Origin of the sequence: Maritimibacter fusiformis, assembly GCF_008086115.1 — a bacterium.
Lineage (GTDB): Bacteria > Pseudomonadota > Alphaproteobacteria > Rhodobacterales > Rhodobacteraceae > Muriiphilus > Muriiphilus fusiformis.
The window spans coordinates 306,313-332,704 of sequence record NZ_VSIY01000003.1 but is presented as its reverse complement, the minus strand read 5'-3'; the positions used below and the strand labels follow the sequence as shown (position 1 = coordinate 332,704).

The following is a 26,392-nucleotide window of genomic DNA, read 5'->3' as shown; positions in this document are numbered from 1 at the left end:
ACGCGGGGCGGGGGCACATGGGATCACCGGGGTAACGCAGCCGTGACCGCGCGTGACGGGCGCGTCAGAACGGATCGTGTCGGAACAGGCGGCGCGCGGCCCCGGCGTCAGCCCCAGGCCGCCGCCATCTGGGCGAACATCCGGTCGCGGTATTTGCGCGAGACGGCGGCCTTTGGCGCGGCGGCCATAAAACCGTGATGTGCCCCGGCAACCACATCGATCCCGCTCAGCACCCCGCCCGCGCGCAGCTTGTCGGCAAAGGCGAGGCATTCGTCATGAAACAGGTCCATCGTGCCGACCCCGATCCAGGTCGGCGGCAGGCCGCGCGCATCGGCCAGCCGTGCGGGCGCGGCGGTGGCCGGGATCTCGCCGCTCAGCCCGGCCAGGTAGCTCTCCCAGGCAAAGCGGTTGATCCGCGCGCCCCACAACCGCAGCGTTGCCGGGTCCGGGTCCGGACGGTGGCGCGTCGCCGGGTCCAGCATCGGTTCATGCAGGATCAACCGGCAGGGCAGCGCCGCGCCCGCGTCGCAGAGCGAAATGGCCAGCGCCGCCGCCAGCCCGCCCCCGGCGCTGTCGCCGCCGACCACGATCCGCGCCGGGTCCACATCGTCGCGATCCTGCACCCAACCCCAGGCCGCGCGCAGATCATCGAGCGCCGCGGGGTAGGGGTGCTCCGGTGCAAAGCGGTAGGCCGGTGCCACCACCAGTGCGCCGAACCGCTCCGCCACAATCCGGCAGAACGCCAGCTCCTGCGCCGGGTGGCCGAAGATCAACCCGCCGCCGTGGACCCAGAACAAAACCGGCATCGAACCGGGACGCGGCGCGTCGGGGCGCACCAGCCAGACCTCGCGCCCGCCCGGCACCGGTGCGACCTCGGCCTTGCGCCGCGCCAGCAGGCCGACCAGCCGCATCGCCGCGCGGCCCAAGGGCAACAGGCGCGGCGTGATCACCGAGCGGGGCAACCATCTGGCCGAGGTCAGGTCGGGGTGGAAACGGGGCCGGGTCATCGGGGCCTTGGTTCGGGGCAATGCCCCACCTTTGGACGCCGCATCCCGGCGGTCAAGCCCGACACGCCCGGCGCGGCCCCGCCTTCGCGCTTGCCCGCGCCGCGCCGGGCGACTAAACGGGCAGGCGACCCTGAGACACAAAGGACAAACCATGCGCCTGTCCCGCTATTTCCTTCCGGTTCTGAAAGAAACGCCCGCCGAGGCGCAGATCGCCTCGCACCGCCTGATGCTGCGCGCCGGCATGATCAAGCAGGCCGCCGCCGGGATCTATTCCTGGCTGCCGATGGGCTTCAAGGTGCTGCGCAAACTGGAAAACATCGTGCACGAGGAACAGGTGCGCGCCGGGCACATTCCGATGCTGATGCCGACGCTGCAACCGGCCGACCTGTGGAAGGAATCCGGGCGCTACGACGCCTATGGCCCCGAGATGCTGCGCATCCGCGACCGCCACGACCGCGACATGCTCTATGGCCCGACCAACGAGGAGATGATCACCGACATCTTCCGCGCCCATGTCGGCAGCTACAAGGACCTGCCGCTGACGCTCTACCACATCCAGTGGAAATTCCGCGACGAGATCCGCCCGCGCTTCGGCGTGATGCGCGGGCGCGAGTTCCTGATGAAGGACGGCTACAACTTCGACGTGGACCATGAACACGCGATGCACGCCTACAACCGGCACATGGTGAGCTACCTGCGCACCTATGAGCGCATGGGGCTGAAGGCGATCCCGATGCGCGCCGACTCGGGGCCGATCGGCGGCGACGACACGCATGAATTCCTCGTGCTGGCCGAGACCGGCGAGAGCGAGGTGTTCTATGACAGCGCGATCACCGACCTCAGCCTTGGCAACCGCGACATCGACTATGACGACTGGGACCAGGTGGCGCTGATCTGCAACGAATGGACCAAGCCCTACGCCCGCACCGACGAGACCCATGACGCGGGCCTGTTCGAGAAGGTGCCCGAGGATCGCCGCCGCACCTCGCGCGGCATCGAGGTCGGGCAGATCTTCTATTTCGGCACCAAGTATTCCGAGCCGATGGGGGCCACGGTGAACACCAAGGACGGCGAAAAGGTGCCGGTTCACATGGGCTCGCACGGGATCGGCGTGAGCCGCCTGGTCGGTGCCATCATCGAGGCCAACCATGACGAGGCGGGTATCATCTGGCCCGAGGGTGTCACGCCCTACCACGTCGGCATCGTGAACCTCAAACAGGGCGACGGCGAGGCCGACCGCGCCTGCGAAGACCTTTATGCCGCCCTGACCAGGGCCGGGTTCGAGCCGCTTTATGACGACCGCGAGGAACGTGCCGGCGCCAAGTTCGCGACGATGGACCTGATCGGCCTGCCCTGGCGCATCACCGTCGGGCCGCGCGGCCTCAAGGCCGGCGTGGTCGAGCTGACCTCGCGCCGCACCGGCGAGAGCGAGGAGCTGGCCCCCGACCTGGTGGTCGACCGCCTCCGCGGCATCTACGCGGGCCATCTCTAGCCCCGGCTTGACCGAACGCGGCCGAGGCCGCACACTCTGCGCGGGCCGGCAACAAGACCGGCGGGCAGTCGGAAAGGCAGGCAGATGCGCATCCTCGCACTGGCAGGCGGCATCGCGGGCGCGGTGGCGCTGTCGCAATTTCCCGAGTTCTCGCAGCAATACGTCCAGCGCCTGTCCGGCGCGGTGGACGAATTGCGCGCCGTCACCATCGCCTTCGACACCACCGCGCGGGTCGCCGGGCTGAGCCGCGAGGAAGCCTTCGAAAAGATGGGCGGCAGCGACTTCACTGACAGTCTGCGCGACGACATGCGCGCCCGCATCTATCGCTATGAGCGGCTGAACGCTGACTACCAGGCGCTTGCCACCGCACAGCCGCTCGAGCGCCTGGCCCGGTTCTACCGCTTCCGCGACCCGGACCTGGCCCGGCGCACCTGGGACGACTACCAGCCGGGCGTGCCCGCGACCTCCGAAGGGCTGATCGCCGCGGGCCTCGGCTATGCCGCCGGCTGGGCGCTGGTCACGGCACTTCTGTCGCTGATGCTGCGCCCGTTCCGCCGCACCGCCTGAGCGTGCCGCCTCGCACCCGTCCTTCCCGTGACGGGACCGGAACGCAGCCGATCCCGGCGCCTCCCGGCCTTGATCGGCGAAAAATCGACCCCACAAAGGGGAACAGACGTCGTCGTTGCGGGTTGGCGCTTCACGAACCGGATGGAGATCGAACCAATGTGGCCAGCGCGACCCGGTCGCACGCCGGCGTTCCTTGTGGCATCGCGTCGAAACCGGACCCGATGCCTTGGTCGGGGCGGGCACATGACCGGCCCGGGGCGCGTGTCACGTGCCGGCATCGGGCCCGGGCGAAATTAATGCTTCGACTCGGGCGGGGTTTTCGACATGCTTCGACTGTCCCGGGCTTGTTTCCCGATCGAGCGTCCATGCAGGAGAGCAAAGATGAATTTTCAACGACTTGGGCTGGTGGCGGCGATGGCGCTGCTTGCCGGGTGCGCGGCTGTCGATGTCGCCCCGACCGATGCGGATACGGGGTTTCTCGAAGAACTTCCCGAGGGTGTCCTCGCGGTCGCGGCCCCGTATCAGAACCTTCGGGCCGTCCGCATTTCACCCGAGGACGGGTGCTACTGGTATCTTCACGATGGTCCCGTCGAAAGCACCCTGCTGCCGCTTCGCACCACCCAGGGCAATCCGATCTGCACCCAGGCCGGGGTGCCGCCGGCCGCCACGGGGTGAGGCACGCCCGCGCGCCGGGCGGCGCGCCCTGGCCGCCCGCTCAACTCTGCGCCGCGAGGGCATCCTCGGGCGGATAGAGGAACGCGGTCGATCCGGTTTCGACCTGGTCGTAAAGGCCGATGATATGGGCCATGACCATCCGCACGCAGCCCGAACTGGCCCGCCCGCCGATCGACCGCGGATAGGGCGAGCCGTGGATGCGAAGATAGGTGTCGCGGTCGCCGACATAGAGGTAGAACGCCCTGGCGCCCAACGGGTTGGTCGGGCCGCCCTCCTGCCCATCGACATAGGGCGCGTAAAGCTCGGGGTCGCGCCGGATCATGTTTTGCGTCGGGGTCCAGGTTGGCCACTTGGCCTTGCGGCGAATGGTGTAGGTGCCCGCCTCGTAAAGGTCGCCGCGGGCGATGGCGACGCCAAAGCGCATTGCCGTCCCGTCATCCTTGATATGGTAGAGATAGCGGGCCACCGCATCGACATGGATATCGCCGGGGGTGAGCCCGTCCTTGGCCTCGACCAGCCGGGGCAGGAACCGCGGATGAAGCCCCCACGGGTTCGACACTGCCGGGTCGTAGTTCGGCGGCGTGACCTGTGCATCCCACGCCGCCCACTGCGCCTCGCGCGATTGGGGAACCGCGAACAACGGCCCCGAGATTGGCGGCGAGAACAGCGCCGCAGCGGTCACGACGAAATGGCGTCTGGTCAACATGGCTATGGCCTCCTGGTAGCTGTCGAAGGTGGCGCACGCGCAAGGCACCGATCGGGCCTGCATTGGAACGCGCCCGTTTGCGAGGGTCCAGTCACAAACCCGTGGCTGGCCGGATTGTTCCGCCGCGCGGCGCGGACAACCGGGGGAAATGGCTGTATCGTTGCGGCATGACCGGCCATGCGGCCACGACGACCTGACGGAATGACCTGAGATGCGGAAAACCCTTGTGCTGTCTGCCCTGCTCCTGTCCGGCGCCGTGGCCGGGGTCTGGCTTGTCGACATCACCGGCGAGCGCAGCCGGATGCTGTCGCGACGCGCCGACCTGGCAGAGGGCGCGCGGCTCTATCAGGTCTACTGCGCCGCCTGCCACGGTGCGAACCTCGAGGGCCAGCCCGACTGGCAGTCGCCGGGGCCGGACGGGGTGCTGCCCGCCCCGCCGCATGATGAAACCGGGCATACCTGGCACCACTCCGACCGCGTGCTTTTCGACTACACCCGGCTTGGCGGGCAGGCCGCGCTTGCCGCGCAGGGCGTCGACTTTGCCAGCGGCATGCCGGGTTTCGGCGATCAGCTTACCGACGATCAGATCCGAAACATCCTCGCCTACATCAAATCCACCTGGCCAGAGCGGGAACGCCGGATTCAGGCCGAACGCAGCGCCGTCGAGCGTCAGGTCGACGGCGGCTGACGAGGCACCGGCACCGGGGTCACCGGCGCCATTCCTTGCGTCAGGTCGCCGCCAGTGTGGTGGACTCGTATCCGGCTTCGCGGATCGCGTCCGACAACGCCTGTTCGTTCAGGCTGCTGTCCACGTCGACGGTGCGCGCGTCAAGGTCGCACGAGACCTTGGCGGCGGGGTCGGCGGCGGCGATCGCCTTTTCGATTGCCGCGGTGCAGTGGCCGCAGCTCATGTCCGGTACGCTGAATCTGGTCATGCCTGTCTCCTTTTCACATGCGCTCAGGTGAGGTCTTCCACCGCGGGAAGGTCAAGAGCGCGTGAAAAATAATTTGAACCATTGACCTTCCAGTCAGTGGAACCCCTATCTGAACCCCATGCAACCGAGGGAGACACCCATGCCAGCCGCGCAAACCATCCGAATGTCCGTGCAGAACATGACCTGCGCCTCCTGCGTCGGGCGGGTCGAGCGGGCCCTGTCGGCGCTCGAGGGGGTCAGCGAGGTCGGCGTGAACCTCGCCAGTGAAACGGCGCAAGCGCAGATCGACGGGCCGGGGCGGGTCTCGGAAATGATCGCGACGCTCGACAAGGCCGGCTATCCGGCGCGGACCCAAAGCGTGCGGCTGAACGTGGAATCGATGTCCTGCGCCTCCTGTGTCGGGCGCGTCGACAAGGCGCTCGAGGCGGTGCCGGGCGTCGTGGATGTGAACGTCAACCTCGCCTCCGAAACCGCCACCGTCACCTTTGCCGAAGGCGCGGTGGAGCTGGCCGACCTGCTCAAGGCGGCGGCGGACGCGGGCTATCCGGCCGAGCCGGCAGAGGACACGCTGACCGAGGATCGCAGCGCCCGCAAGCAAGGCGAGGCGCGGGAGATGGCGCGCAAGACCGCGCTGGCGGCGGCCTTCGCCCTGCCGGTGTTCGTTCTGGAAATGGGGGCGCATCTGGTGCCAGGGGCGCATGATCTGATCGGTCGCACCATCGGCCACGACACCAGTTGGATGATCCAGTTCGTGCTGACCACCATCGTGCTGGTCTGGCCGGGCCGCGCCTTCTATACCAAGGGCTTTCCGGCGCTCTTCAAGGGTGCGCCGGACATGAACAGCCTTGTCGCGGTCGGCACCTCGGCCGCCTATCTCTATTCCGTCGTGGCGCTGTTCGCGCCCGCGCTGCTGCCCGAAACCTCGCGCGCCGTCTATTTCGAGGCCGCCGCGGTGATCGTGGTGCTGATCCTTCTGGGCCGCTGGATGGAGGCGCGCGCCAAGGGCCGCACCGGCGCCGCGATCCAGAAACTCCTTGGCCTGCAGGCCCGCACCGCGCGGGTTCTGGTGGACGGCGAGCCGCAGGACGTGCCCATCGAACGGATTCGCACCGGCGACATCCTTGTCGTGCGCCCCGGCGAGCGGATCGCCGTGGACGGCGAGGTGACCGACGGCGGCAGCCATGTCGACGAAAGCATGATCACCGGCGAACCGGTGCCCGTGTCCAAGGATGCGGGCGATCCTGTCACCGGCGGCACGGTCAACGGCACCGGATCGTTCCAGTTCCGCGCCACCCGCGTCGGCGCCGATACCACCCTGGCCCAGATCATCCGCATGGTCGAAGAGGCGCAGGGCGCCAAGCTGCCGATTCAGGGCATGGTGGACCGGATCACGCTGTGGTTCGTGCCCGCCGTCATGGCGGTGGCCGTGCTGACCGTGATCGTCTGGCTGCTGGTCGGGCCGTCCCCGGTTCTCTCCTATGCGCTCGTCGCGGGCGTGTCGGTGCTGATCATCGCCTGCCCCTGCGCGATGGGGCTGGCCACACCGACCTCGATCATGGTCGGCACCGGACGGGCCGCCGAGATGGGCGTGCTGTTTCGCAAGGGCGACGCGCTGCAGCAACTGACCGGCGTCGATGTCGTGGCAGTCGACAAGACCGGCACCGTCACCGAGGGCCGCCCGGAACTGACCGACATGGTTCTGGCCGAAGGCTTCGAGCGGGCCGAGGTGCTGGGGCTGGTGGCGGCGGTCGAGGCGCAGTCCGAACACCCCATCGCCGACGCCATCGTGCGCGCCGCCCGCGCGGAGAAGGCGCCGCGCCATGAGGTCGAAGGCTTCGAGTCGATCACCGGGCACGGCGTGCGCGCCACGGTGGCGGGTCGCGAGGTTCTGGTCGGGGCGGATCGCCTGATGACCCGCGAGGGGCTCGATATCGGCGCGCTGGCCGATGCGGAACGGCGTCTGGCCGAACAGGGCCGCACCGCGCTGTTCGCCGCCGTCGACGGGCGCGTGGCCGCGGTGATCGCGGTGTCCGACCCGGTGAAACCCGCCAGCGCGGCGGCGATCCGCGCGCTGCACGATCTCGGGCTCAAGGTCGCGATGATCACCGGCGACAAGCGCGAGACTGCGGACGCGATCGCCAATGAGACCGGCATCGACCACGTCATCGCCGGAGTTTTGCCCGATGGCAAGGTCGCGGCGCTCGATGAACTGCGCGCGGGCGGAAAGCGCGTCGCCTTCGTCGGGGACGGGATCAACGACGCCCCGGCGCTGGCCCATGCCGATGTCGGCATCGCCATCGGCACCGGCACCGACGTGGCGATCGAATCCGCCGACGTGGTGCTGATGTCGGGCGATCTGCGCGGCGTGGTCAACGCCTTCGAGGTCTCGACCCGCACGATGCGCAACATCCGGCAGAACCTGTTTTGGGCCTTCGGCTACAACGTCGCCTTGATCCCGGTGGCGGCGGGCGTTCTCTATCCGGTGTTCGGCCTGTTGCTGTCGCCGGTTCTGGCCGCGGGCGCGATGGCGCTGTCCTCGGTCTTCGTGCTGACCAACGCGCTGCGCCTGCGCCGGGTCCGCCCCGCGATGGACGAGGCGGAAAAGCTGCGCCCGGTCGCCACGCTGTCCGCCGCCCCGGCCGAATGAGGAGGATATGACCATGAACATCGGAGATGTGGCGATCCGGTCCGGCCTTCCGGCCAAGACGATCCGCTATTACGAGGATATCGGGCTGGTAAAGCCCCTGCGCAGCGCCAACGGCTATCGCAGCTTTAGAGAGCGCGACGTGCACATGCTGGCCTTTCTGGGCCGCGCCCGCGCGCTCGGGTTCAGCATCGAGGATTGCCGCAACCTGCTCAAGCTCTACGAGGACGACCACCGCACCAGCGCCGAGGTCAAGCAGATCGCCGAGGGCCACCTGGCCGAGATCGACCGCAAGATCACGGAACTGACCGAGATGCGCGCAACACTCGCGCGCCTGGTCGATGCCTGCGCCGGCGACCACCGGCCCGACTGCCCGATCCTCGCCGACCTCGCAGCGCCGCCGGCGGAAACCGACCGCCCGGATGACCGCGGTTAGACCACCGTGCAAGAACGCGGCAATGCCTGCGCTGTCTGGGGAAGGCACGCCGAGGCAACGCACGCAGGGTTTCGCGCCCGTTAACCTTTTCCTGCGATAACGCTTCCCGTGCACGAAAGTGGTATCCGTGTCTCGACCCCGGCATATCAAAACCGGACAAGAGGCAGCCGGGACACCTAAGACCACCTGATGAAGGTGCAGGCGAGGCTCTGCGCCCGGCGAAGGAACACTTGCCCCAAGGCGGGCCCGCCACTTTACCCCTTGTGAGTATGTGAGCGATGAGAACGCAGACACCCTGCCGGGAAACTCCCGCGCGGGGCGTTCGGCGTTGGTCCGCCGGCCGCACCGGCTTGACCTTCGGCCCGCCCCGGCCCACTTTCGCGCCGAATCCTGACCGGAGAGCCCGTGGCCAACCGCACCGCCCCCTTTGCCCGTTTCGAATGGATCATCGCCTGGCGCTACCTGCGCGCGCGCCGCGCCGAGGGCGGCGTCAGCGTGATGACCTGGATTTCGCTCATTGGCATCACGCTGGCCGTGGCCGCGCTGATCATCACGCTTGCCGTGCGCACCGGCTTTCGCGGCGAGTTCGTCGATACCATCCTGGGTGCCAATGCCCATGTCACCGTCTATTCGCGGGTGGTCATCGACGCGGCCGGCAATCCCAGCCGCGCGATCGCCGACTATGACGACTGGGCCGCGCGCATCGCCGCGGTCGAGGGCGTCACCCGGGCTGCACCCCTGATCAAGGGCCAGGTGATGGCCAACCGGGGCGACACCAACGCCGGGGTCGAGGTGTTCGGCCTGCGCTACCAAGACCTGCTCACCATCCCGCGCATCGCCGAGCCGGAGGCGTTCACCGGCGACATCTCGGCCTATGAACGCGGCATCGCCATCGGCTCGGGCGTGGCGCGCGATCTTGGCGTCGGGGTCGGTGACAAGATCCGGATCATCTCGCCCAACGGGGTCAAGACCGCCTTCGGCACCACGCCGCGGGTGAACGCCTACGAGGTGGTCTATATCTTCACCGCCGGACGCTGGGACATCGACCGCACCCGCGTCTACCTGCCGTTCGACGAGGCGCAGAGCTTTTTCAACAAGGAAGGCAGCGCCGACGAGATCGAGGTGATGCTGGACGATCCCGAGCATGTCGAGGCGCGGCTGGGCCCGATCCTGTCCGCCGCCGGGCCGAATGCGGCGGTCTGGACCTGGCGCGACAGTTCCGGGGCTTTCCTGCGGGCGCTCGACATGGAGGACAACGTGATGTTCATCATCCTGTCCGTCCTCGTGCTGATCGCCTCGATGAACATCATTTCCGGGCTGATCATGCTGGTCAAGAACAAGGGCCGCGACATCGGCATCCTGCGCACGATGGGGCTGACCGAAGGCTCGGTGCTGCGGATATTCTTCCTCTGCGGCTCGCTCACCGGGCTGGTCGGCACGGCGGCGGGGGTCGTCGTGGGCTGTCTCTTTGCGATCTACATCGACCCGATCTTCGCGCTGGTCGACGCCATTTCCGGCGGCGGGGTGTGGGACCCGTCGGTGCGCGGCATCTACCGGCTGCCGGCCAAGCTGGAGCTGGGCGACGTGCTGTCGGCGGTGGCGCTGTCGCTCACCCTCAGTTTTCTGGTCACGATCTTCCCGGCCCGACGCGCCGCGCGGATGAACCCGGTCGAGGCGCTGCGCTATGAGTGAACCGGTGCTGGCGCTCGACGGTGTGGAAAAGCACTTCAACCGGGGTCTGCCCGGCGAGGTCAACGTGCTGCGCGGGGCAAGCCTGGTGCTGGCGCCCGGCGAGGTCGTGGCGCTGGTCGCACCCTCCGGCGCGGGCAAGTCGACGCTCCTGCATATCGCCGGGCTGCTCGACACGCCCGATGCGGGGCGGGTCAGGATCTGCGGTCAGGACATGACCGACGCGGGCGATCAGACCCGCACCGCGATGCGGCGCGAGCATGTCGGCTTCATCTACCAGTTTCACCACCTCCTGCCCGAATTCTCGGCGGTCGAGAACGTCATCCTGCCGCAGCTTGCCAACGGCGTGGGGCAGGGGGCGGCACGCGAACGCGCGATGGCGCTGCTCGACCGGGTCGGTGTCGGCCCGCGCGCCGATCACCGCCCCGCCGAGATGTCGGGGGGCGAACAGCAGCGCGTCGCCTTCTGCCGGGCGCTGGCCAATGGCCCGGCGCTGCTTCTGGCCGACGAGCCGACCGGCAACCTCGATCCCGAGACCTCGGACCGGGTGTTTGCCGCCCTGATGGACCTGGTGCGCGACACCGGGCTGTCGGCGCTCATCGCCACCCACAACCTTGGCCTCGCCGCGCGGATGGACCGGGTGTTGCGGCTGGACAACGGGCTGGTCACCGAAGGTTAGGATTTCCCTGGCAGACTTGCACCCGGCTGCCCGGCCCCTAGTCTGGGCGGCGGGGTAACAAGGATGTCTGAACCATGGGTGGATTCGCCAAACGTATTTCCATGTCTTTTTTTCTCGCCGCGGGCGTGCTGGCTGCCACCGGCGCCGATGCGAGCGAGCGGTTTTCTTCCGCCGGGCGCACCGACCATATCGTGATCAAGGTCGACGTGTCCGAACAGCGCATGGTGGTGATGCGCGGCGGGCGGCGGCTGCATACCTGGCCGGTCTCGACCGCGCGGGCGGGCAAGATCACGCCGCGCGGCACCTACCAGCCGGAGTGGTTCAGCCGCGATCACAAATCGTCGCTCTATGACGATGCGCCGATGCCGTTCGCGATCTTCTATTCCGGCAACTACGCCATACATGGAACCTATTCCACCGGCGCGCTGGGCCGTCCGGCCTCGGCCGGATGCGTGCGCCTGTCGCCGGAAAACGCACGCGTGCTCTATGAGATGGTCTATGCCACGGACAAGCAGGACACCTACATCATCGTCCAGGACTAGGATGCGCGCCGCGCTTGGTGCGCTGGTGCTGGTCGTTCTTGCGGCGGCCTGCACCGAGGTGCCGGAAAGCGCCGCGCCCGCGCCCCAGCCTGACCGCGTCGAGGCGGTGATCGACCTGTCGGACCAGGCGGTGACGGTCACGCGCCGCGCGGGCGGGCGGGTGGAAACCCATGTCTGGCCAGTCTCGACCGGGCGCGCGGGCTATCCTACGCCCACGGGGCGCTTTCACCCCACCATGCTGTCGCCCAACCACCGCTCGTCGCTTTACGACGACGCGCCGATGCCGTGGTCGGTGTTCTTCAACGGAAACATCGGGATACACGGCACCTACGAGATCGCGAGCCTGGGGCGCCCGGTGTCGCACGGCTGCGTGCGCCTGCACCCCGATCATGCCCGGACCTTCTATGCGATGGTCGAGGCGGCGGGCAAATCCGCCACCCTCATCACCGTTCAGCCCTGACCTCTACTGCACCGCGAAGGTGGCGGTGGCATGGGCCACGTCCTTGCCCGACGGCTCTTCGGTCAGGGCCGCGCGCAGGAAGATCAGCGAGCGTCCGGCGCGCAGGATGGTGGCGGTGCAGCTGATCCGCTCGCCCGACGCCGGGCGCAGGAACTGGGTGTCGAGCGTGACCGTGGCGACCGGGCGAAAGCCCCGGTTGTGACCGGCGCAGGCGACCACCATCGCGGTATCGGTCAGCGCGGTCAGGGCGGGCCCGGCGGCGATGCCGCCCGAGCGCTTGATCGCATTGGTGACCGGCATCGACAGCACGGCGCCGGTGCAGGCGACATCGTCGACCCGGATATCCAGCGCGCGCACCCAGTCGGTGAAATGGTCGTCAAGCCAGCGTGTTGCGGTTTCTATGTCCATGCGGCGACATTGCGCCGCGACGCGGGCGGGTGCAAGCGCTGGCGCTTGGCGTCGGGCAGGGGAATGCGCTAGTCTGCGGCAAAACAACAAGGAGGGGCGACATGAAACCACGGGCAATCCTGATCGCCGGTGCGGCGCTGGCCGGGCTGGCGGGCTGCGTCGAAGAGGCGCCGATGACCGGGGCCGGGCTGTATGGCGAATACTGCGCCAGTTGCCACGGCGCCGATGCCACCGGGGATGCCGGGCTTGGCGCACCCGATCTGACCACGCTGGCCGCACGCCACGGCGGCACCTTCCCGGCGCGTTACGCGATGTCGACCATCGACGGCTATTCCCGCGATGCCACCCACGGCCCGATGCCCGAGTTCGGCGCGCTGATCGCCAGCCCGATCGAGACCTGGACCGACCCCGACGGCACGCCGACCCCGACGCCGCTGTCGCTGATCCTGCTGGCGCAGTATCTCGAAGGGGTGCAGAAGGGCTAGGCCGCGACGGCGCGCGGGAACATCGCCCGGCGCACCGGCGGCACCAGCGCCGTCAGCACCAGCCCGACCGAGAACAGGCACCAGATCGCCGGCATCTCGTTCGGGTCGTCGGTCAGCAGCATCGCCAGCACCGGCCCCAGCACCAGGTGAAACAGCGCGAACCGCCAGGCGCCGTAGAGCACAGGCAGCCCGAACACCGCCGCGAAATAGGCCGGGAACGGCAGATGGCCCTGCATCCATTCGCCCCAGATCGCCGTCCACATGTCATTGAGCGGCATCGTCCAGCCCAGGTGCCAGGTGCCGGTCACGGTGCACCAGCCCGGCCCGCACAGGCTCATCCCGTCGCGGCACGGCCCGGCCCAGTCGAACGGCACCAGCCGGAGCGCCACGATCACCGAGGCGACCCCGGCGGCGACGAGCACGCCGCGGCGCATCCGGCGCGTGACATGCGGTCCGACCAGCGCCAGCAGGAACAGGTTGATGATGATCGGTTGCAGCGTGATGTGAAAGAAACTCAGCGCCGTGACCACCCGGTTCGGCACCAGGTCGCACTGGTCGATCACCATGTAGCCGCCGGCCTGCAGCGCCTCCATGACGGTGAAATATCCCAGCGTCACCGGCACCGCGCGCGGGCTGCCGTTTCGGGCCGAGACCAGGGTTGCCGCCGCGCCCAGTCCGACCATGGCCAGCGTGGCGCTCTCACTCCAGCACATGACATCCTTCCGGGGGCGGCCGATTGTTCGGTGACCGCCAGCATCGGGGCAGGGTGCCGCCGCGTCAAGGGCAACCGGCGGCGGCGGACCCTGCGAAAATTCGATCATTCGGACAAAAAAATCTGTCGCGACCCTTGCCAAGGTGCGTGCTAAGGTTTCGCATGGCCGCTGGGGGAATCGCCGCATTCAGGTGCGTTTCCCTTTGTTCGCGGCTCCTTAACCGGCCGCGCCCGACGTCGGGGCACGGCGTGACATGGAGGTTTACATGACGGTTCTTTCGAAATTTGCCACCGGCACCGGTCTTGCCGCGGCGCTGCTTGCCGGGTCGGTGACGGCCGCTTCGGCCTTTACCGCCTGCCAGGTGACCGACACCGGCGGCATCGACGATGCCGGCTTCAACCAGACCGCATGGAAGGGTGTGCAGGACGCGATCGAGGCCCACGGCATCGAAGGGCGCTTCCTCGAATCCCAGGCCGAGAGCGATTACGAGGCCAACCTCAACTCGCTGATGGGCGGTGGCTGCGACGTGATCGTGACCGTCGGCTTCCTGATGGGCGACGCCACCGCGGCGGCGGCCAAGGCCAACCCCGACCAGAAATTCTCGATCGTCGACTTTGCCTATGACCCGGCGATCCCGAACGTCATCGGCCAGGTGTTCGCGACCGAGCAGGCGGCGTTCCTCGCCGGCTATCTCGCCGCCGGCATGACCGAGACCGGCGTGCTGGGCACCTTCGGCGGCATCAACATCCCGCCGGTGACGGTGTTCATGGACGGCATGGTGCACGGCGCCAACTACTACAACGAAAAGCACGGCACCGACGTGACCGTGCTGGGCTGGAACCCCGAGACCAAGGAAGGCCTGTTCACCGGCAACTTCGACAGCCTCGACGATGGCCGGGCCTTTGCCCAGAACCTCTATGACGAGGGCGCCGACATCGTGATGCCGGTGGCCGGCCCTGTGGGTCTGGGGTCTGCGGCGCTGGCCGACGAGCTTGGCACGGACGAGCTCAAGATCATCGGCGTCGACGCCGACCAGGCGCTGACCGACCCGGAAAAGGCGCATGTCTACCTGACCTCGGTGCTCAAGCGCATGGATTCGACCGTGCAGGAGGTCATCGAAGCCGCCATGAACGACACCTTCGAGGGCGGCGTCATCGTCGGCACGCTGGAGAACGACGGTGTCAGCCTGGCGCCCTACCACACCTTCGAGGGTGCGGTGCCGGCCGAACTGCAGGCCGAGCTTGACGAGATCAAGGCCGGCATCATCGACGGTTCGATCAAGATCGGCATGTAAGCCGACTTCTGCCCGCCGCCGGTTGCCCCCGGCGGCGGGTTTCTGTCCGATTGGGGAGGGGCGAGCTGATGGACGTCGAACTGCGCGGCATCACCAAGCGTTTCGGTTCCGTGGTCGCCAACGATGGCGTGAACCTGACCATCAGGGGCGGTGAAGTGCTTGGTTTGCTTGGTGAAAACGGCGCCGGCAAATCCACCATGATGAACATCCTGTCGGGGCTGTATTCCCCAGACGAAGGCGAGATCCTGATCGACGGCAAGCCGGTGGTGTTCCAGGGGCCGGGCGACGGCATCGAGGCCGGCATCGGCATGGTGCACCAGCATTTCATGCTGGTTCCGGTCTTTACCGTGGCCGAGAACGTGGTGCTGGGGGTCGAACCCACGGGCCGGCTCGGCTATCTCGACCTCAAGCGCGCCCGCGCCCAGGTCGACGAGATCAACCAGCTTTACGGTCTGCACGTCCCCGCCGACACGTTGATCGAAGACCTGCCGGTCGGCATCCAGCAGCGCGTCGAGATCCTCAAGGTGCTGTTTCGCCAGGCCGACGTGCTGATCCTCGACGAGCCCACGGCGGTGCTCACGCCGCAGGAGGTCGAGGAGTTCTTCGGCATCGTGCGCTCGCTCAAGGAGGCCGGCAAGGCGATCGTCTTCATCACCCACAAGCTGCACGAAATCCTCGAGGTGTCCGACCGCGTCAGCGTCATGCGCCAGGGCCGCATCGTCGGCGAGGGCGACCCCAAGACCCTGACCGAGGCCGACCTGGCCGAGATGATGGTGGGCCGCCCGGTCAGCTTCACCGTCGACAAGACAGTGGCCGAACCGGGCCGCCCGATGCTTGAGGTCTCCGACCTGGTGGTGCTGCGCGACAACGACGAGATCGCGGTGGATCACCTGAACATGGTGGTGAAATCCGGCGAGGTGGTCGGCATCGCGGGCGTTCAGGGCAACGGCCAGAGCGCGCTGGTCGAGGCGATCACCGGGCTGGCCCGGGCCGCCTCGGGCAAGATCGTCTTCGACGGCAAGGACATCACGCATTTCTCGGTGCGCCAGCGCCACAGCGAGGGCATGGCGCATATTCCCGAGGACCGGCACAAGTCCGGCATGGTGTCGAGCTTCACCATCGCCGAGAACATGGTGCTGAACTCCTACTACGAGAAACCCTATTCCAAGGGCATGGCGATCGACTGGCCCACGGTGCACAAGACCGCCGCCAAGTATTGCGTCGATTTCGACGTGCGCACGCCCTCGGTGTTCCTGCCCGCCGGCAACCTGTCGGGCGGCAACCAGCAGAAGATGGTGGTCGCGCGCGAACTTGAACGCCAGACCAAGCTGGTGATCGCCAGCCAGCCGACGCGGGGGCTGGATGTCGGCTCGATCGAATACATCCACTCGCGCCTGATCGAGGCGCGGGACGAGGGCGACGGCGTGCTGATCGTCTCGTCCGAGCTGGACGAGATCATGGGCCTGTCGGACCGCATCCTGGTGATGTTCGACGGCCGCATCGTGGCCGAGTTCGACAACACCGGCGGCAAGGCCGACCGCAACGCCATCGGCCTTGCCATGGCCGGCGCGACCGAGGGGGCAGCGGCATGAGCGACCTTTCAAGCATCAACGAACAGATGCGCAGCCTGCTGGCGCGCACCGCGCGTGGGCGTTCGGAATTCGAAGACCTGGTGGTGGTGCCGGTGTTCGCGGTGGTGGTGGCGCTGATCTTCGGCATGCTGGTGATGCTGGCGACCGGGGTGGACATCGCCACCATCGGCAAGAGCTTCGTGGCGCTGGCCAAGGGCTCGCTGGGGTCGGTCAACGCGCTGTCCGAGACCCTGACGGCGGCGATCCCGCTGGTGCTGGCGGGGCTGGGGCTTGGCCTCGGCTTTCGCGCCGGGCTGTTCAACATCGGCGCCGAGGGGCAGGTGCTGCTGGGCGGCACGGCGGCGGTGATCTTCGGCTTCACCTTCCACTCCCTGCCGTTCGCGGTGCTGATGCCGCTGTCGCTGCTGGCCGGGGCCATCGTGGGCGGGCTTTACGCCGCCATCGCAGGTGCGCTCAAGGCCGCGACCGGGGCGCATGAGGTGATCACCACGATCATGCTCAACCTGATCTCGTTCAAGCTGCTCGACTACCTCTTGCGCCAGCCCTACATCCAGAAAGAGGGCCGGGCCGACCCGATCTCGAAATCGGTTCCCGATGCCGCGCAACTGCCGCGCCTGCTTGACTGGCTCGACCCCAACCTGCGCCTGCATGCCGGGCTGTTCGTGATGCTGGCGGCGGTGGTGCTGGTGTGGTGGATCCTGTTTCGCTCCAAGATCGGCTTTGCCTTCCGCGCCTCGGGCGAGAACCCGCATGCGGCGCGCTATGCCGGGATGAAATCCGGGCTGGTGATCGTCGCCGCGATGGGCACGGCGGGCGCGCTTGCGGGTCTGGCCGGGGCCAGCCAGGTGCTGGGCGTACTGGGCCGCGCCTCGCCGGGGTTCTCGGCCGACATCGGCTTTGACGCCATCGCGGTGGCGCTTCTGGGCCGCTCGCACCCCCTGGGCATCCTGTTCGCCGGCATCCTCTTTGGCGGGCTCGAGGCGGGCGGGCGCCAGATGCAGGTCGACGCGGGCGTGTCCATCGACCTGATCGCGATCATCCAGGCGCTGATCATCGTGTTCATCGCGGCCCCGCTCTTGGTGCGCGCGATCTTCCCGTGGGGCTTTGCCAGGAAATCCAAAGGGGGGAGCGAGGTATGAGCGCCGTGACCACCGATACCACCTCCGAAAAGATCGCCACCGGCAAGGCGCGCCAGGCCCGCATCGTGGGCGGCGTGCTGATCGCGCTGGCGCTCTTGGTGCTGTTCGTGCTCGACGTGGGCGCGGGGCAGGTGGCGACCTTCAAGCTGTCGCGGCCGCGCGATGCCATCGTGCTGGGCGACCTCGTGGTGCCCGGACAGCCGTTCAACCTGGTCGCCGCCGCGCTTCTGGCGTTCCTCGGCGTGCGCCAGTTCCTGCGCGGCGGGGTGCGCTGGACCTCGATCTCGCTGGGCGTCGGGCTGGCCATCCTGGTCATGGCCTTCCTGGTCTGGGCCACCGCCGACAAGAGCTTTTCGCTGACCGGCATGTTGCAGGCCACCATGGTGCGCGCCGTGCCCATCGCGCTGGGCGGGCTTGCGGGCGTGCTTTGCGAACGGGTCGCGGTGGTCAACATCGCGATCGAGGGGATGTTGCTGGCCGGGGCCTTTACCGGCGCGCTGATCGGCTCGCTGCTGGGCGGCTGGGGCGGCCTTGTGGCCGCCGTGCTGGTAGGGGGCAGCTTTGGCCTGATCCTCGCCGCCCTTGTCGTGACCTTCCGAATGGACCAGATCATCGCGGGCGTGGTGATAAACCTCTTCGTGCTGGGCCTGACCAGTTACGTCAGTTCGCAGGTCTTCGCCGAGGTGCGCAGCCTGAACAACGCCCCGGTGTTCCGGGCGTGGAAGATCCCGCTTCTGGGCGACATCCCGGTGATCGGGCCGATGCTGTTCAACCAGAACCTGTTCGTCTACGGCGCGCTGATACTGGTGGCGGTGGCGACCTATTACCTGTTCCACACCAAGGGCGGGCTGCGCGCCCGCGCGGTGGGCGAGCATCCGCGCGCCGCCGATACGCTGGGCGTCGATGTCTACTGGACGCGCTATGTCCACGTCACGCTGGGCGGCATGGTGGCGGGGTTCGGCGGGGCGTGGTTCACGCTGGGCTCGGTCGGGCGGTTCGACGAGAACATGACCGGCGGGCGCGGCTTCATCGGGCTGGCGGCGATGATCTTCGGGCGCTGGCACCCGGTCGGTGCGCTGTCGGCGGCGCTGATCTTCGGCTTTGCCGATTCGCTGCAACAGAAGCTCGCGCTTCTCAACACCCCGATCCCGTCCGAATTCCTGGCCATGGCGCCCTATATCGCCACTATCATCGTGGTGGCCGGGCTGATCGGCAAGGCGCGCGCCCCGGCGGCGGACGGCAAGCCCTACGTGAAGGAATAGACCGCCCCGATGACCGAGGCCGACCGCGCCTTGCTGACCCGGCTGTTCGACGCGGCCATTGCCGCCGTCGACCCGGCCAGGGCGCTTGCAGGTCACCTGCCGGACCGGCCCAGGGGCCGCACCGTGGTGATCGGCGCGGGCAAGGGCGCGGCCCAACTGGGCGCGGCGTTCGAAGACCTGTGGGGCGACCCGGTCGAGGGCGTGATCGTCACCCGTGCGGGCTATGGCTGCGCGACCCGGCACCTGAAGGTGATCGAGGCGGCGCATCCGGTGCCGGACGAGGCGGGAATGGCAGCGGGCGAGGCGCTGCTTGACGCGGTGGCGGGGCTGACCGCCGACGATCTGGTGGTGGCGCTGATCACCGGCGGCGGCTCGGCGCTTCTGCCGGCGCCGCCCACCGGCTTCGGGCTGGCGGATGAACAGGCGCTGAACCGGGCGCTGCTGTCGTCGGGCGCGCCGATCTCGGCGATGAACGCGGTGCGCAAGCATTTCTCGCGGATCAAGGGCGGGCGGCTGGCGCTGGCGGCGTCGCCCGCGCGGGTGGTGACGCTGATCGTCTCGGACGTGCCGGGCGACGACCCGGCGCAGGTCGCCTCCGGCCCCACGGTGCCCGACGACACCGGCCCCGAGGCCGCGATGGCAGCAATCGAGGCCTACGGCATCGACCTGCCGGCGCACATGACCGCCCATATCGCCGCCACCCCCGGCCCGACGCCGCAAGACCCGGCCTTTGCGCACAACAGCGTCACCGTGATCGCCTCGGCGGCGCATGCGCTGGAGGCCGCCGCCGACCTGGCCCGCGCCGAGGGCCTGCCCGCCGCGATCCTGTCGGATGCGATCGAGGGCGAGGCCCGCGAGGTCGCCCGCGTGCATGCCGCCATCGCCCGCGAGGTGGCCACCAGGAACCGCCCCTTCGCCCGCCCCGTGGTGATCCTGTCGGGCGGCGAGACCAGCGTGACCGTGAAGGGCAAGGGCCGGGGCGGGCGCAACACCGAGTTCCTGCTGTCGCTGGCCCGGGGGATCGAGGGGGTCGAGGGCATCGCCGCGCTGGCCGCCGACACCGACGGGATCGACGGCAGCGAGGACAACGCCGGCGCCTTTGCCGATGGCACGACCGTGGCGCGGCTGCGCGAAATGGGCCATGATCCGGCGGCGCTGCTGGCGGCGAACGACGCCTGGTCGGCCTTTGCCGCGCTCGACGACCTGTTCTCGCCCGGCCCGACCGGCACCAACGTGAACGACTTTCGCGCGCTCCTGATCCGCTGAGCGGTGTTGATGCAGGTCATTGATCTTCCGGCGCAAAGGGGGGACACTGACAGCGAATTCACAGCGGGAGCGCGTGCCATGTATCAGAATATCCTCGTTCCGGTGGCCTTCGACCAGGGCCGCGACACCAACCGTTCGATCGAGATCGCCGAGGCGATCGCGGGCACGGATGCGACCATCACGGCGCTGCACGTGATCGAGGAAATCCCCTCCTACGTCGCGCAATACCTGCCGGAGAACCAGATCGCCGACAACATCCGCGAGATCGAGGCATCGCTGGCCAAGACCCTGTCGGACCATCCCGCGATCAAGATCGTGGTGATCGAGGGCCACGCCGGCCATTCCATCGTCGACTATGCCGAGGCCAACAAGACCGACTGCATCGTCATCGCCTCGCACCGCCCGGGGTTCCAGGACTGGTTCCTCGGCTCGACCGCCGCCCGCGTGGTGCGCCACGCGCCGTGCTCGGTCCACGTGGTGCGCTGACGCGGCGATCTGCCGGGCCCGCGCAGGGGTTTTGACGCGGGCGCGGCGGGTGCTAGGCTAGGAACGTCAGCAACGGAGGCCGCCATGCCCACGATCACCAAGGACGCCAAACTTCAGACTGTCATCACCACCTTCGAGGTGACACCGGGCACCTGTCAGGACCTGCTGGACGAGTTGCAGGTGGCCTGCAACGATTTCGTCTCGAAACAGCCCGGCTTCATCGGCGCCGCGATCCACGTCAACGACGCCCAGACGCGGGTGGCGAACTATACCCAGTGGAAAACCCGCGAGGATTTCCAGGCCATGCTGCGCTCGGACGAGATGCGGGCCTACAGCCGCAAGTTCAACGACCTCAGCCGGGGGTTCGAGCCGGTGATGTATGACGTGGTGATGACCTCGGGGTGAGGGTTACCGAGCAGGGCCGGGGTAGGGATGCCAACCCGGATCGCGTAGCGATCCGGTTCGCGACCGACCCGCCCGTCACGCCAGAGGCGTGCCTCCGGCACGACGCGGGCGCGAAGTGCGCCCACCCTCGGTCCGGGCGCGAAGGAGGGTCTATAGTGCCATAGCATTGATCGTAACCATCGACCGGCGTAGGTTGCGGGCACCAGACTTGGCGTGGTTGGGGGCGGGAGTGGATCATGAGAGATCTCATTTTGAGGCTCGTATTGCCGGTGATTTTGGCCACCGCGGTATTTGGCTATCTGAATGTCTATAAAGAAGGTTAGAACGCCATAACCAATGGCGGAACTGATACTTGGGCACCGTTCTTCATCGCTTTGGGTAGCACTACTGTTCCTTTCGTGATTGCCTTACTTGTCGCAAGCTTGATGAAACTCTTCAAACGTAGTTCCAGTTTTCTCGATATCTGGATGACGGTATTCGTGATCTCAGCAGCATTCTTCGCCATTTCATTCTTCACCGTCGCACGTTACGAGCGCGAAAACTCCCAAGAGATAATATCGCCTAAATTGATCTTGAGTTTGAAAGCGGGCCATGCGGAAACCTGCCAAATCGCCATTCGAAATCAAATTCAGTCCCAAGGCTTGAAATTGTCCGAGGACGAAATTGAGCGGCAGTGCCAATGTGTTGGCGATGCCTACTTCAACTCGCTGTCCCAGAAGGAATACGACGAAATGATGAAGACGGCAAATCTGCCCCAGCGCGTCTTGACGCGCCGAGAGGATATTCAACTTGAGTGCTTCGTTCGTTCTCTCACTGAGTGAAACCAAGCAGTTCACCAAACGCCCTGTTCCTGGGGCGCACCCCCCCCCCCGCCCGGCACCGCCGGGCAGCGCCCGGACCGCCCCCACGGGGCGGGCGCTTCTCGCCCACCCCTCGGTCCGGGCGCTGCCCTCTGGATATGTCACCTCTTCCCCCGTCCAGCCCTCTGCCCCGGCCTCCCCGCCGTGGACCGCCCCCGCACCTTCCCCTCTGACGCCGCCTCCACCGCCGATTGCCGCGCCAGCGGGTCGTCGGCAATCGCCAGTTCCACGGCCTCCAGCCGGTGCACCTCGTCGCGCAGGCGGGCCGCTTCCTCGAACTCCAGGTTTTCGGCGGCCTTGCGCATATCCGACCTCAGCGCGTCCAGATGGGCCTGCAGATTGGCCCCGACCATCACTTTATCGACTTTCGCCGTCACCCGGCTCATGTCGGTGTCGCCCTCGTAGAGGCCCGACAGCACGTCATCGACGTTCTTGCGAATGGTCTCCGGCGTGATGCCGTGTTCTTCGTTATAGGCGATCTGGCGGGCGCGGCGGCGGTCGGTTTCGGCCAGCGCGCGCTCCATCGAGCCGGTGATGCGGTCGGCATACATGATCACCCGACCTTCCGCGTTGCGTGCCGCCCGTCCGATGGTCTGGATCAGCGAGGTTTCCGAGCGCAGGAAGCCCTCCTTGTCGGCATCGAGGATCGCCACCAGCCCGCATTCGGGAATATCCAGCCCCTCGCGCAGCAGGTTGATGCCCACCAGCACGTCGAACGCCCCAAGCCGCAGGTCACGCAGGATCTCGATGCGCTCGATCGTGTCGATGTCCGAATGCATGTAGCGCACGCGGATGCCCTGTTCGTGCATGTATTCGGTCAGGTCCTCGGCCATGCGCTTGGTCAGCGTGGTGACCAGCGTGCGCATGCCACGGGCGGCGACCTTGCGCACCTCGTCCAGCAGGTCGTCGACCTGCATTTCCACCGGGCGGATTTCCACCTCGGGGTCGATCAGGCCGGTGGGGCGGATCACCTGTTCGGTGAAAACGCCGCCGGTGCGGTCCAGCTCCCACGGGCCGGGGGTGGCGGAGACGAATATCGACTGCGGCCGCATCGCGTCCCATTCCTCGAACTTCAGGGGCCGGTTGTCCATGCACGAGGGCAGGCGGAAGCCGTGTTCGGCCAGCGTGAACTTGCGCCGGTAGTCGCCACGATACATGCCGCCGATCTGCGGCACCGAGACGTGGGACTCGTCGGCAAAGACCAGCGCGTTGTCGGGGATGTATTCGAACAGCGTCGGCGGCGGCTCGCCCGGCGCGCGGCCGGTCAGGTAGCGCGAATAGTTCTCGATCCCGCTGCAGAACCCGGCCGCCTCCAGCATCTCGAGGTCGAACCGCGTGCGCTGCTCAAGCCGTTGGGCCTCCAGCAGCTTTCCATCCTCCTCGAACTGCTTGAGACGCAGCGCAAGCTCGGCCTTGATGCCGGCGATGGCCTGTTTCAGCGTCGGCGTCGGCGTCACGTAATGCGAATTGGCATAGACCCGCACCTTGTCGAGCGTGTCGGTTTTCGCGCCCGTCAGCGTGTCGAACTCGGTGATCGCCTCAAGCTCTTCACCGAAGAACGACAGCCGCCAGCCGCGATCCTCGAGGTGGCTGGGCCAGATCTCGAGCGAGTCGCCGCGCACCCGGAAGGAACCCCGCGCGAAGGCGTTGTCGTTTCGCTTGTATTGCTGGGCGACGAGGTCTTTCATCACCGTGCGCTGGTTGTAGTCCTTGCCGACCTCGAGATCCTGGGTCATCGCCACGTAGGTCTCGGGGCTGCCGATGCCGTAGATGCACGACACCGAGGCGACGATGATCACGTCGTCGCGCTCCAAGAGCGCGCGGGTGGCCGAGTGGCGCATCCGGTCGATCTGTTCGTTGATCTGGCTTTCCTTCTCGATGAAGGTATCGGTGCGCGCCACGTAGGCCTCGGGCTGGTAGTAATCGTAGTAGGACACGAAATACTCGACCGCGTTTTCGGGAAAGAAGCTCTTGAACTCGCCATAAAGCTGCGCCGCCAGCGTCTTGTTCGGGGCCAGGATGATCGCCGGGCGCTGGGTTTCCTCGATCACCTTGGCCATGGTGAAGGTCTTGCCGGTGCCTGTGGCGCCCAGCAGCACCTGGTCCTGTTCGCCGGCCCGCACGCCGGCCGCCAACTCGGCGATGGCGGTGGGCTGGTCGCCCGAGGGCGAAAAGGTGGTGTGCATCACGAAGCGTTTGCCGCCTTCGAGCTTGGGCTTGGCGGGGATCGGCTGGGTCAGGGGGGCGTCGGGCATGAGATTCTCCTGTTGCCTGCCAAATCAAAAATAAGTCATTATTTCAATTATAGTAATCGCAGCCTTGTAACACGAAGTGCAACAACTGCCCCACGGATCAATATCGTTCACTTCGTTGTCCTTTGCTGGACAGCTTGCGGTCCGGATCGAATCGTTCCTGCGCCGCTGCCAATGCCTAGACCAACAAGATGGTTTCAATTGCTTGCGTTTCCCAGTGCACAACGAGTGATACCGGGAGCCGGATGGCGACGTTGCGAAGGACAGGTGCCGTGGCAGTTGTTCATGCCTGCGAGACGTTCAAAGCGTGAAGTTACACCACCTTGGGAGAGGGCAGCAACCACCCCGATTATGAGAATTGAAATCGACATTATCAACTTGTATCCACCAGATCTGTCGATGAACCGCTAATGTATCCAATACCTTGGAAAGGCAGAAGCCAAATTCGCCCGTCAGTCGGGAATGTCGGGGCTTCATACGACAATGCGCTGACCGTTGCGCCCCCGCGGGGACTTGGCGTCCGCGCCATCAACATAGCCCATATGACTTGCCAAGTTCGACGAACAGTGGCCATATTCGGGAAGTTCCTGATACGGCAACGCGCCTCCCCGGACCATTGATGAAAAGTTACAGCTAGCCGTGAATAAGAAGTCGACGCTACCGGTCCACCTGACAGCAATCAGACTGTTCTCCGTAACGCTTCCTGAGTTGTCTGTTAGATTAAGTTTGAAATTGTCCGCATGAAGGAAAAGAATTGCAGACCGTTCGAGACATGCAAGCCCCGGTGATCCGGGCCCTAGCTAGAACCGCAGAGGATATCGGCGCGAAAATCTATTTGGCGGATTATGTGATGTCACCGCGTCCCACAGTCTGGTTTTGTGGCGATAAAGCTCAAAGAATAGCGCTGCTGAGGCAACTGTTTGACCTGGATATCCGGGTATTTACGCTGATAGAGGGTGAACGAACAACACTGTGGCCATTTAGTAAATTGGCGAATCATGCAATCGCGTACCAAAAGCACGCACATAATGGGGTCGTGGTGCATGGTGCTGCCTCCGGCGTTGAAATTGCATTCTGTGCATACAATTCGCAAAAAGACGTTTGGTCGAGCAAGCATGCTGGTGTCGAGAGCGAGGCGTCAACAACGTATCTCTCCTCGTTGAGGAGGGTGTCTTTTCTTGGTGTCGATCTGCCAATCCTGGGTAACGCGGACGCCTTGGTTGAACAGGCCGCGAATCTCCGGAAAATCGATCTAGTATATACTTGGGTCGACGGCAAAGATCCAGAGTGGAAGGCACGAAAGCAAGAATCCGAAATGCAAGTGGGGCGACAGTCAACTACAGCCGACTCGAATCATGCCACCCGATACGAATCGCATGAAGAACTCCTTTTTTCAGTACGATCGGCGCTGCGATACTTTGTTGATCTCGGCAACATCTACGTTGTGACTGATCGACAAATTCCGCATGTGCTTGGAGACCTGCTGGATAATGTTACAATTGTCGATCATCGCGATATTTTTCAAGACAAAGACCATTTACCCACGTTCAATTCACATGCAATCGAAGCAAACCTGCATCGAATTCCAGGCCTGCGCGAGAATTACCTTTACTTGAACGATGATGTTCTTTTCGGAAGCGCGATGTCCGCTGCCAATTTTTTTGATGAATACGGTCGATCCCTTCAGTTTCATTCGAATGCCGTGAGCCTACCGCATGAAACATCGGGAGAAGAAGAACTTGCCGTCAACCTTGCCGGATTGAACAACCGCAGACTCTTGCAGGAGAAGCTGGGCGTGTTTGCTTTTCGAAGTTTCAGCATGCCGCTTACGCCACCAGCAGGTCGCTCATGTTTCAATTAGAAAAGGACTTCCCCGAGGCATGGGAAGCGACCTTACCGAATAAATTCAGATCACCCTATGATTTCTCCATTGCGGGCGCACTATATCAACAATATGCGGCTGCATTGGGACGTGCAGTCCCCGGTTCGATTCGGTACTCGTATGTTGACACCAAGGTCCCGATAGGCAGGGCAAAGACGCGCAGGCTTCTACGGGACGATTGGATCCGTCCACAGATGTTTTGTGTGAACGATACAATCGAGACCGAGAAAGCCGCGAAGAACAAACGTGACACAATGGGGATCGTGGAGAAAGTTCTGCCAGTGAGTGATGGCAAGATTGTGAAATTGACAAGAGGGCCGCAGGCACTCCTCTGGCGATGGGGGCTCTGGGGGCCAAGAGCGTAGGGCTCAGGGCGATGCCTTGGGCTTGGCAGGTTCGAACCGCGTGATCTGATAGTCCTTGAGGTGAATTTTAGTTTGTGTCGTATACTCTTATGTTAACCCATTGATACTATACGACCCAAGATGGAGTTATATTGGTACGCTAACCTCAATA

The 26,392-nt window shown here is 65.9% G+C and carries 27 protein-coding genes; 21 read left to right on the top strand and 6 right to left on the bottom strand.

The window, feature by feature from the left end:
- Nucleotides 1–107: 107 nt before the first annotated feature.
- On the bottom strand, nucleotides 108–1,007 hold the full coding sequence (locus FVF75_RS02360; protein ID WP_148376138.1) for an alpha/beta hydrolase fold domain-containing protein: 900 nt from the start codon (nucleotides 1,005–1,007) through the stop codon (nucleotides 108–110).
- Between the two features lie 151 nt (nucleotides 1,008–1,158).
- Between FVF75_RS02360 and proS the strand changes: the two genes are divergently transcribed.
- From proS to FVF75_RS02345, 3 genes are all read left to right on the top strand, one after another.
- Entirely contained in the window at nucleotides 1,159–2,499 is a 1,341-nt protein-coding gene (gene proS, locus FVF75_RS02355) for a proline--tRNA ligase (protein ID WP_148376137.1), read from the top strand.
- An 84-nt stretch (nucleotides 2,500–2,583) separates the two neighbouring features.
- Nucleotides 2,584–3,066, top strand: coding sequence for a DUF2937 family protein (locus FVF75_RS02350; protein ID WP_148376136.1), 483 nt, complete (start codon nucleotides 2,584–2,586; stop codon nucleotides 3,064–3,066).
- A 381-nt stretch (nucleotides 3,067–3,447) separates the two neighbouring features.
- The gene (locus tag FVF75_RS02345) at nucleotides 3,448–3,741 is read left to right on the top strand and encodes a hypothetical protein (protein WP_148376135.1); all 294 of its coding nucleotides are present in this window, start codon (nucleotides 3,448–3,450) and stop codon (nucleotides 3,739–3,741) included.
- A gap of 40 nt (nucleotides 3,742–3,781) precedes the next feature.
- Here FVF75_RS02345 and FVF75_RS02340 read toward each other — a convergent pair whose 3' ends face one another.
- Nucleotides 3,782–4,447: a L,D-transpeptidase gene (locus FVF75_RS02340; protein ID WP_148376134.1), complete on the bottom strand. Its 666-nt coding sequence runs from the start codon at nucleotides 4,445–4,447 to the stop codon at nucleotides 3,782–3,784.
- A 301-nt stretch (nucleotides 4,448–4,748) separates the two neighbouring features.
- Here FVF75_RS02340 and FVF75_RS02335 point away from each other — a divergent pair, with 301 nt between their 5' ends.
- Nucleotides 4,749–5,135, top strand: coding sequence for a c-type cytochrome (locus tag FVF75_RS02335; RefSeq protein ID WP_246137990.1), 387 nt, complete (start codon nucleotides 4,749–4,751; stop codon nucleotides 5,133–5,135).
- 40 nt (nucleotides 5,136–5,175) lie between these two features.
- Here the strand turns inward: FVF75_RS02335 and FVF75_RS02330 are convergent, their stop codons facing one another.
- Nucleotides 5,176–5,382 (bottom strand): heavy-metal-associated domain-containing protein, encoded by a 207-nt coding sequence (locus FVF75_RS02330; RefSeq protein WP_148376132.1) that lies wholly within the window; start codon nucleotides 5,380–5,382, stop codon nucleotides 5,176–5,178.
- A gap of 139 nt (nucleotides 5,383–5,521) precedes the next feature.
- On the opposite strand from FVF75_RS02330, the gene FVF75_RS02325 reads away from it, so the two are divergent.
- The 6 genes from FVF75_RS02325 (at nucleotide 5,522) to FVF75_RS02300 (ending at nucleotide 11,832) form a co-directional block, all read left to right on the top strand.
- On the top strand, nucleotides 5,522–8,029 hold the full coding sequence (locus FVF75_RS02325; protein WP_148376131.1) for a heavy metal translocating P-type ATPase: 2,508 nt from the start codon (nucleotides 5,522–5,524) through the stop codon (nucleotides 8,027–8,029).
- Nucleotides 8,030–8,042: 13 nt separating this feature from the next.
- On the top strand, nucleotides 8,043–8,462 hold the full coding sequence (cueR, locus tag FVF75_RS02320; RefSeq protein WP_148376130.1) for a Cu(I)-responsive transcriptional regulator: 420 nt from the start codon (nucleotides 8,043–8,045) through the stop codon (nucleotides 8,460–8,462).
- Between the two features lie 405 nt (nucleotides 8,463–8,867).
- Nucleotides 8,868–10,154 carry a lipoprotein-releasing ABC transporter permease subunit gene (locus FVF75_RS02315; protein ID WP_148376129.1) on the top strand — a complete coding sequence of 429 codons (1,287 nt, stop codon included), beginning with the start codon at nucleotides 8,868–8,870 and terminating at the stop codon, nucleotides 10,152–10,154.
- A complete protein-coding gene (locus tag FVF75_RS02310; RefSeq protein ID WP_148376128.1) occupies nucleotides 10,147–10,830 on the top strand; it encodes an ABC transporter ATP-binding protein in 684 nt (227 codons plus the stop codon). The genes FVF75_RS02315 and FVF75_RS02310 overlap by 8 nt, the downstream gene beginning before the upstream one ends.
- Nucleotides 10,831–10,931: 101 nt before the next feature.
- A complete protein-coding gene (locus FVF75_RS02305) occupies nucleotides 10,932–11,372 on the top strand; it encodes a L,D-transpeptidase (protein ID WP_148376127.1) in 441 nt (146 codons plus the stop codon).
- Between the two features lies 1 nt (nucleotide 11,373).
- Nucleotides 11,374–11,832, top strand: coding sequence for a L,D-transpeptidase (locus FVF75_RS02300; protein WP_148376126.1), 459 nt, complete (start codon nucleotides 11,374–11,376; stop codon nucleotides 11,830–11,832).
- Between the two features lie 3 nt (nucleotides 11,833–11,835).
- Here FVF75_RS02300 and FVF75_RS02295 read toward each other — a convergent pair whose 3' ends face one another.
- Nucleotides 11,836–12,240 carry a PaaI family thioesterase gene (locus FVF75_RS02295; protein WP_148376125.1) on the bottom strand — a complete coding sequence of 135 codons (405 nt, stop codon included), beginning with the start codon at nucleotides 12,238–12,240 and terminating at the stop codon, nucleotides 11,836–11,838.
- A gap of 101 nt (nucleotides 12,241–12,341) precedes the next feature.
- Between FVF75_RS02295 and FVF75_RS02290 the strand changes: the two genes are divergently transcribed.
- Complete coding sequence (locus FVF75_RS02290; protein WP_148376124.1) at nucleotides 12,342–12,725, top strand: c-type cytochrome; 384 nt, start codon at nucleotides 12,342–12,344, stop codon at nucleotides 12,723–12,725.
- On the opposite strand, the gene FVF75_RS02285 is transcribed toward FVF75_RS02290, so the two are convergent.
- Nucleotides 12,722–13,438, bottom strand: coding sequence for a DUF5765 domain-containing protein (locus tag FVF75_RS02285; protein ID WP_148376123.1), 717 nt, complete (start codon nucleotides 13,436–13,438; stop codon nucleotides 12,722–12,724). The two genes, FVF75_RS02290 and FVF75_RS02285, sit on opposite strands and share 4 nt — an antisense overlap.
- Before the next feature lie 265 nt (nucleotides 13,439–13,703).
- Here FVF75_RS02285 and FVF75_RS02280 point away from each other — a divergent pair, with 265 nt between their 5' ends.
- The 8 genes from FVF75_RS02280 to FVF75_RS02245 all read left to right on the top strand — a co-directional run bounded on the left by FVF75_RS02280 (nucleotide 13,704) and on the right by FVF75_RS02245 (nucleotide 21,703).
- Nucleotides 13,704–14,732, top strand: a complete 1,029-nt coding sequence (locus FVF75_RS02280) for a BMP family lipoprotein (RefSeq protein WP_148376122.1) — start codon at nucleotides 13,704–13,706, stop codon at nucleotides 14,730–14,732.
- A gap of 68 nt (nucleotides 14,733–14,800) precedes the next feature.
- Complete coding sequence (locus FVF75_RS02275; protein ID WP_148376121.1) at nucleotides 14,801–16,324, top strand: ABC transporter ATP-binding protein; 1,524 nt, start codon at nucleotides 14,801–14,803, stop codon at nucleotides 16,322–16,324.
- Nucleotides 16,321–17,463 carry an ABC transporter permease gene (locus FVF75_RS02270; protein ID WP_148376120.1) on the top strand — a complete coding sequence of 381 codons (1,143 nt, stop codon included), beginning with the start codon at nucleotides 16,321–16,323 and terminating at the stop codon, nucleotides 17,461–17,463. Before FVF75_RS02275 ends, FVF75_RS02270 begins: the two co-directional genes overlap by 4 nt.
- On the top strand, nucleotides 17,460–18,725 hold the full coding sequence (locus FVF75_RS02265; RefSeq protein WP_148376119.1) for an ABC transporter permease: 1,266 nt from the start codon (nucleotides 17,460–17,462) through the stop codon (nucleotides 18,723–18,725). Before FVF75_RS02270 ends, FVF75_RS02265 begins: the two co-directional genes overlap by 4 nt.
- A 9-nt stretch (nucleotides 18,726–18,734) precedes the next feature.
- Complete coding sequence (locus FVF75_RS02260; protein ID WP_148376118.1) at nucleotides 18,735–19,991, top strand: glycerate kinase type-2 family protein; 1,257 nt, start codon at nucleotides 18,735–18,737, stop codon at nucleotides 19,989–19,991.
- 78 nt (nucleotides 19,992–20,069) lie between these two features.
- The gene (locus FVF75_RS02255; protein WP_148376117.1) at nucleotides 20,070–20,477 is read left to right on the top strand and encodes a universal stress protein; all 408 of its coding nucleotides are present in this window, start codon (nucleotides 20,070–20,072) and stop codon (nucleotides 20,475–20,477) included.
- An 84-nt stretch (nucleotides 20,478–20,561) separates the two neighbouring features.
- Nucleotides 20,562–20,882: an antibiotic biosynthesis monooxygenase family protein gene (locus FVF75_RS02250; protein ID WP_148376116.1), complete on the top strand. Its 321-nt coding sequence runs from the start codon at nucleotides 20,562–20,564 to the stop codon at nucleotides 20,880–20,882.
- Between the two features lie 425 nt (nucleotides 20,883–21,307).
- Nucleotides 21,308–21,703 (top strand): hypothetical protein, encoded by a 396-nt coding sequence (locus tag FVF75_RS02245; RefSeq protein WP_148376115.1) that lies wholly within the window; start codon nucleotides 21,308–21,310, stop codon nucleotides 21,701–21,703.
- Nucleotides 21,704–21,843: 140 nt separating this feature from the next.
- Here FVF75_RS02245 and uvrB read toward each other — a convergent pair whose 3' ends face one another.
- Nucleotides 21,844–23,997 (bottom strand): excinuclease ABC subunit UvrB, encoded by a 2,154-nt coding sequence (gene uvrB / locus FVF75_RS02240; RefSeq protein ID WP_148376114.1) that lies wholly within the window; start codon nucleotides 23,995–23,997, stop codon nucleotides 21,844–21,846.
- 769 nt (nucleotides 23,998–24,766) lie between these two features.
- On the opposite strand from uvrB, the gene FVF75_RS02235 reads away from it, so the two are divergent.
- The gene (locus FVF75_RS02235; protein WP_148376113.1) at nucleotides 24,767–25,855 is read left to right on the top strand and encodes a stealth family protein; all 1,089 of its coding nucleotides are present in this window, start codon (nucleotides 24,767–24,769) and stop codon (nucleotides 25,853–25,855) included.
- Entirely contained in the window at nucleotides 25,843–26,241 is a 399-nt protein-coding gene (locus FVF75_RS17920) for a stealth conserved region 3 domain-containing protein (protein WP_148376112.1), read from the top strand. Before FVF75_RS02235 ends, FVF75_RS17920 begins: the two co-directional genes overlap by 13 nt.
- Nucleotides 26,242–26,392: the final 151 nt, after the last annotated feature.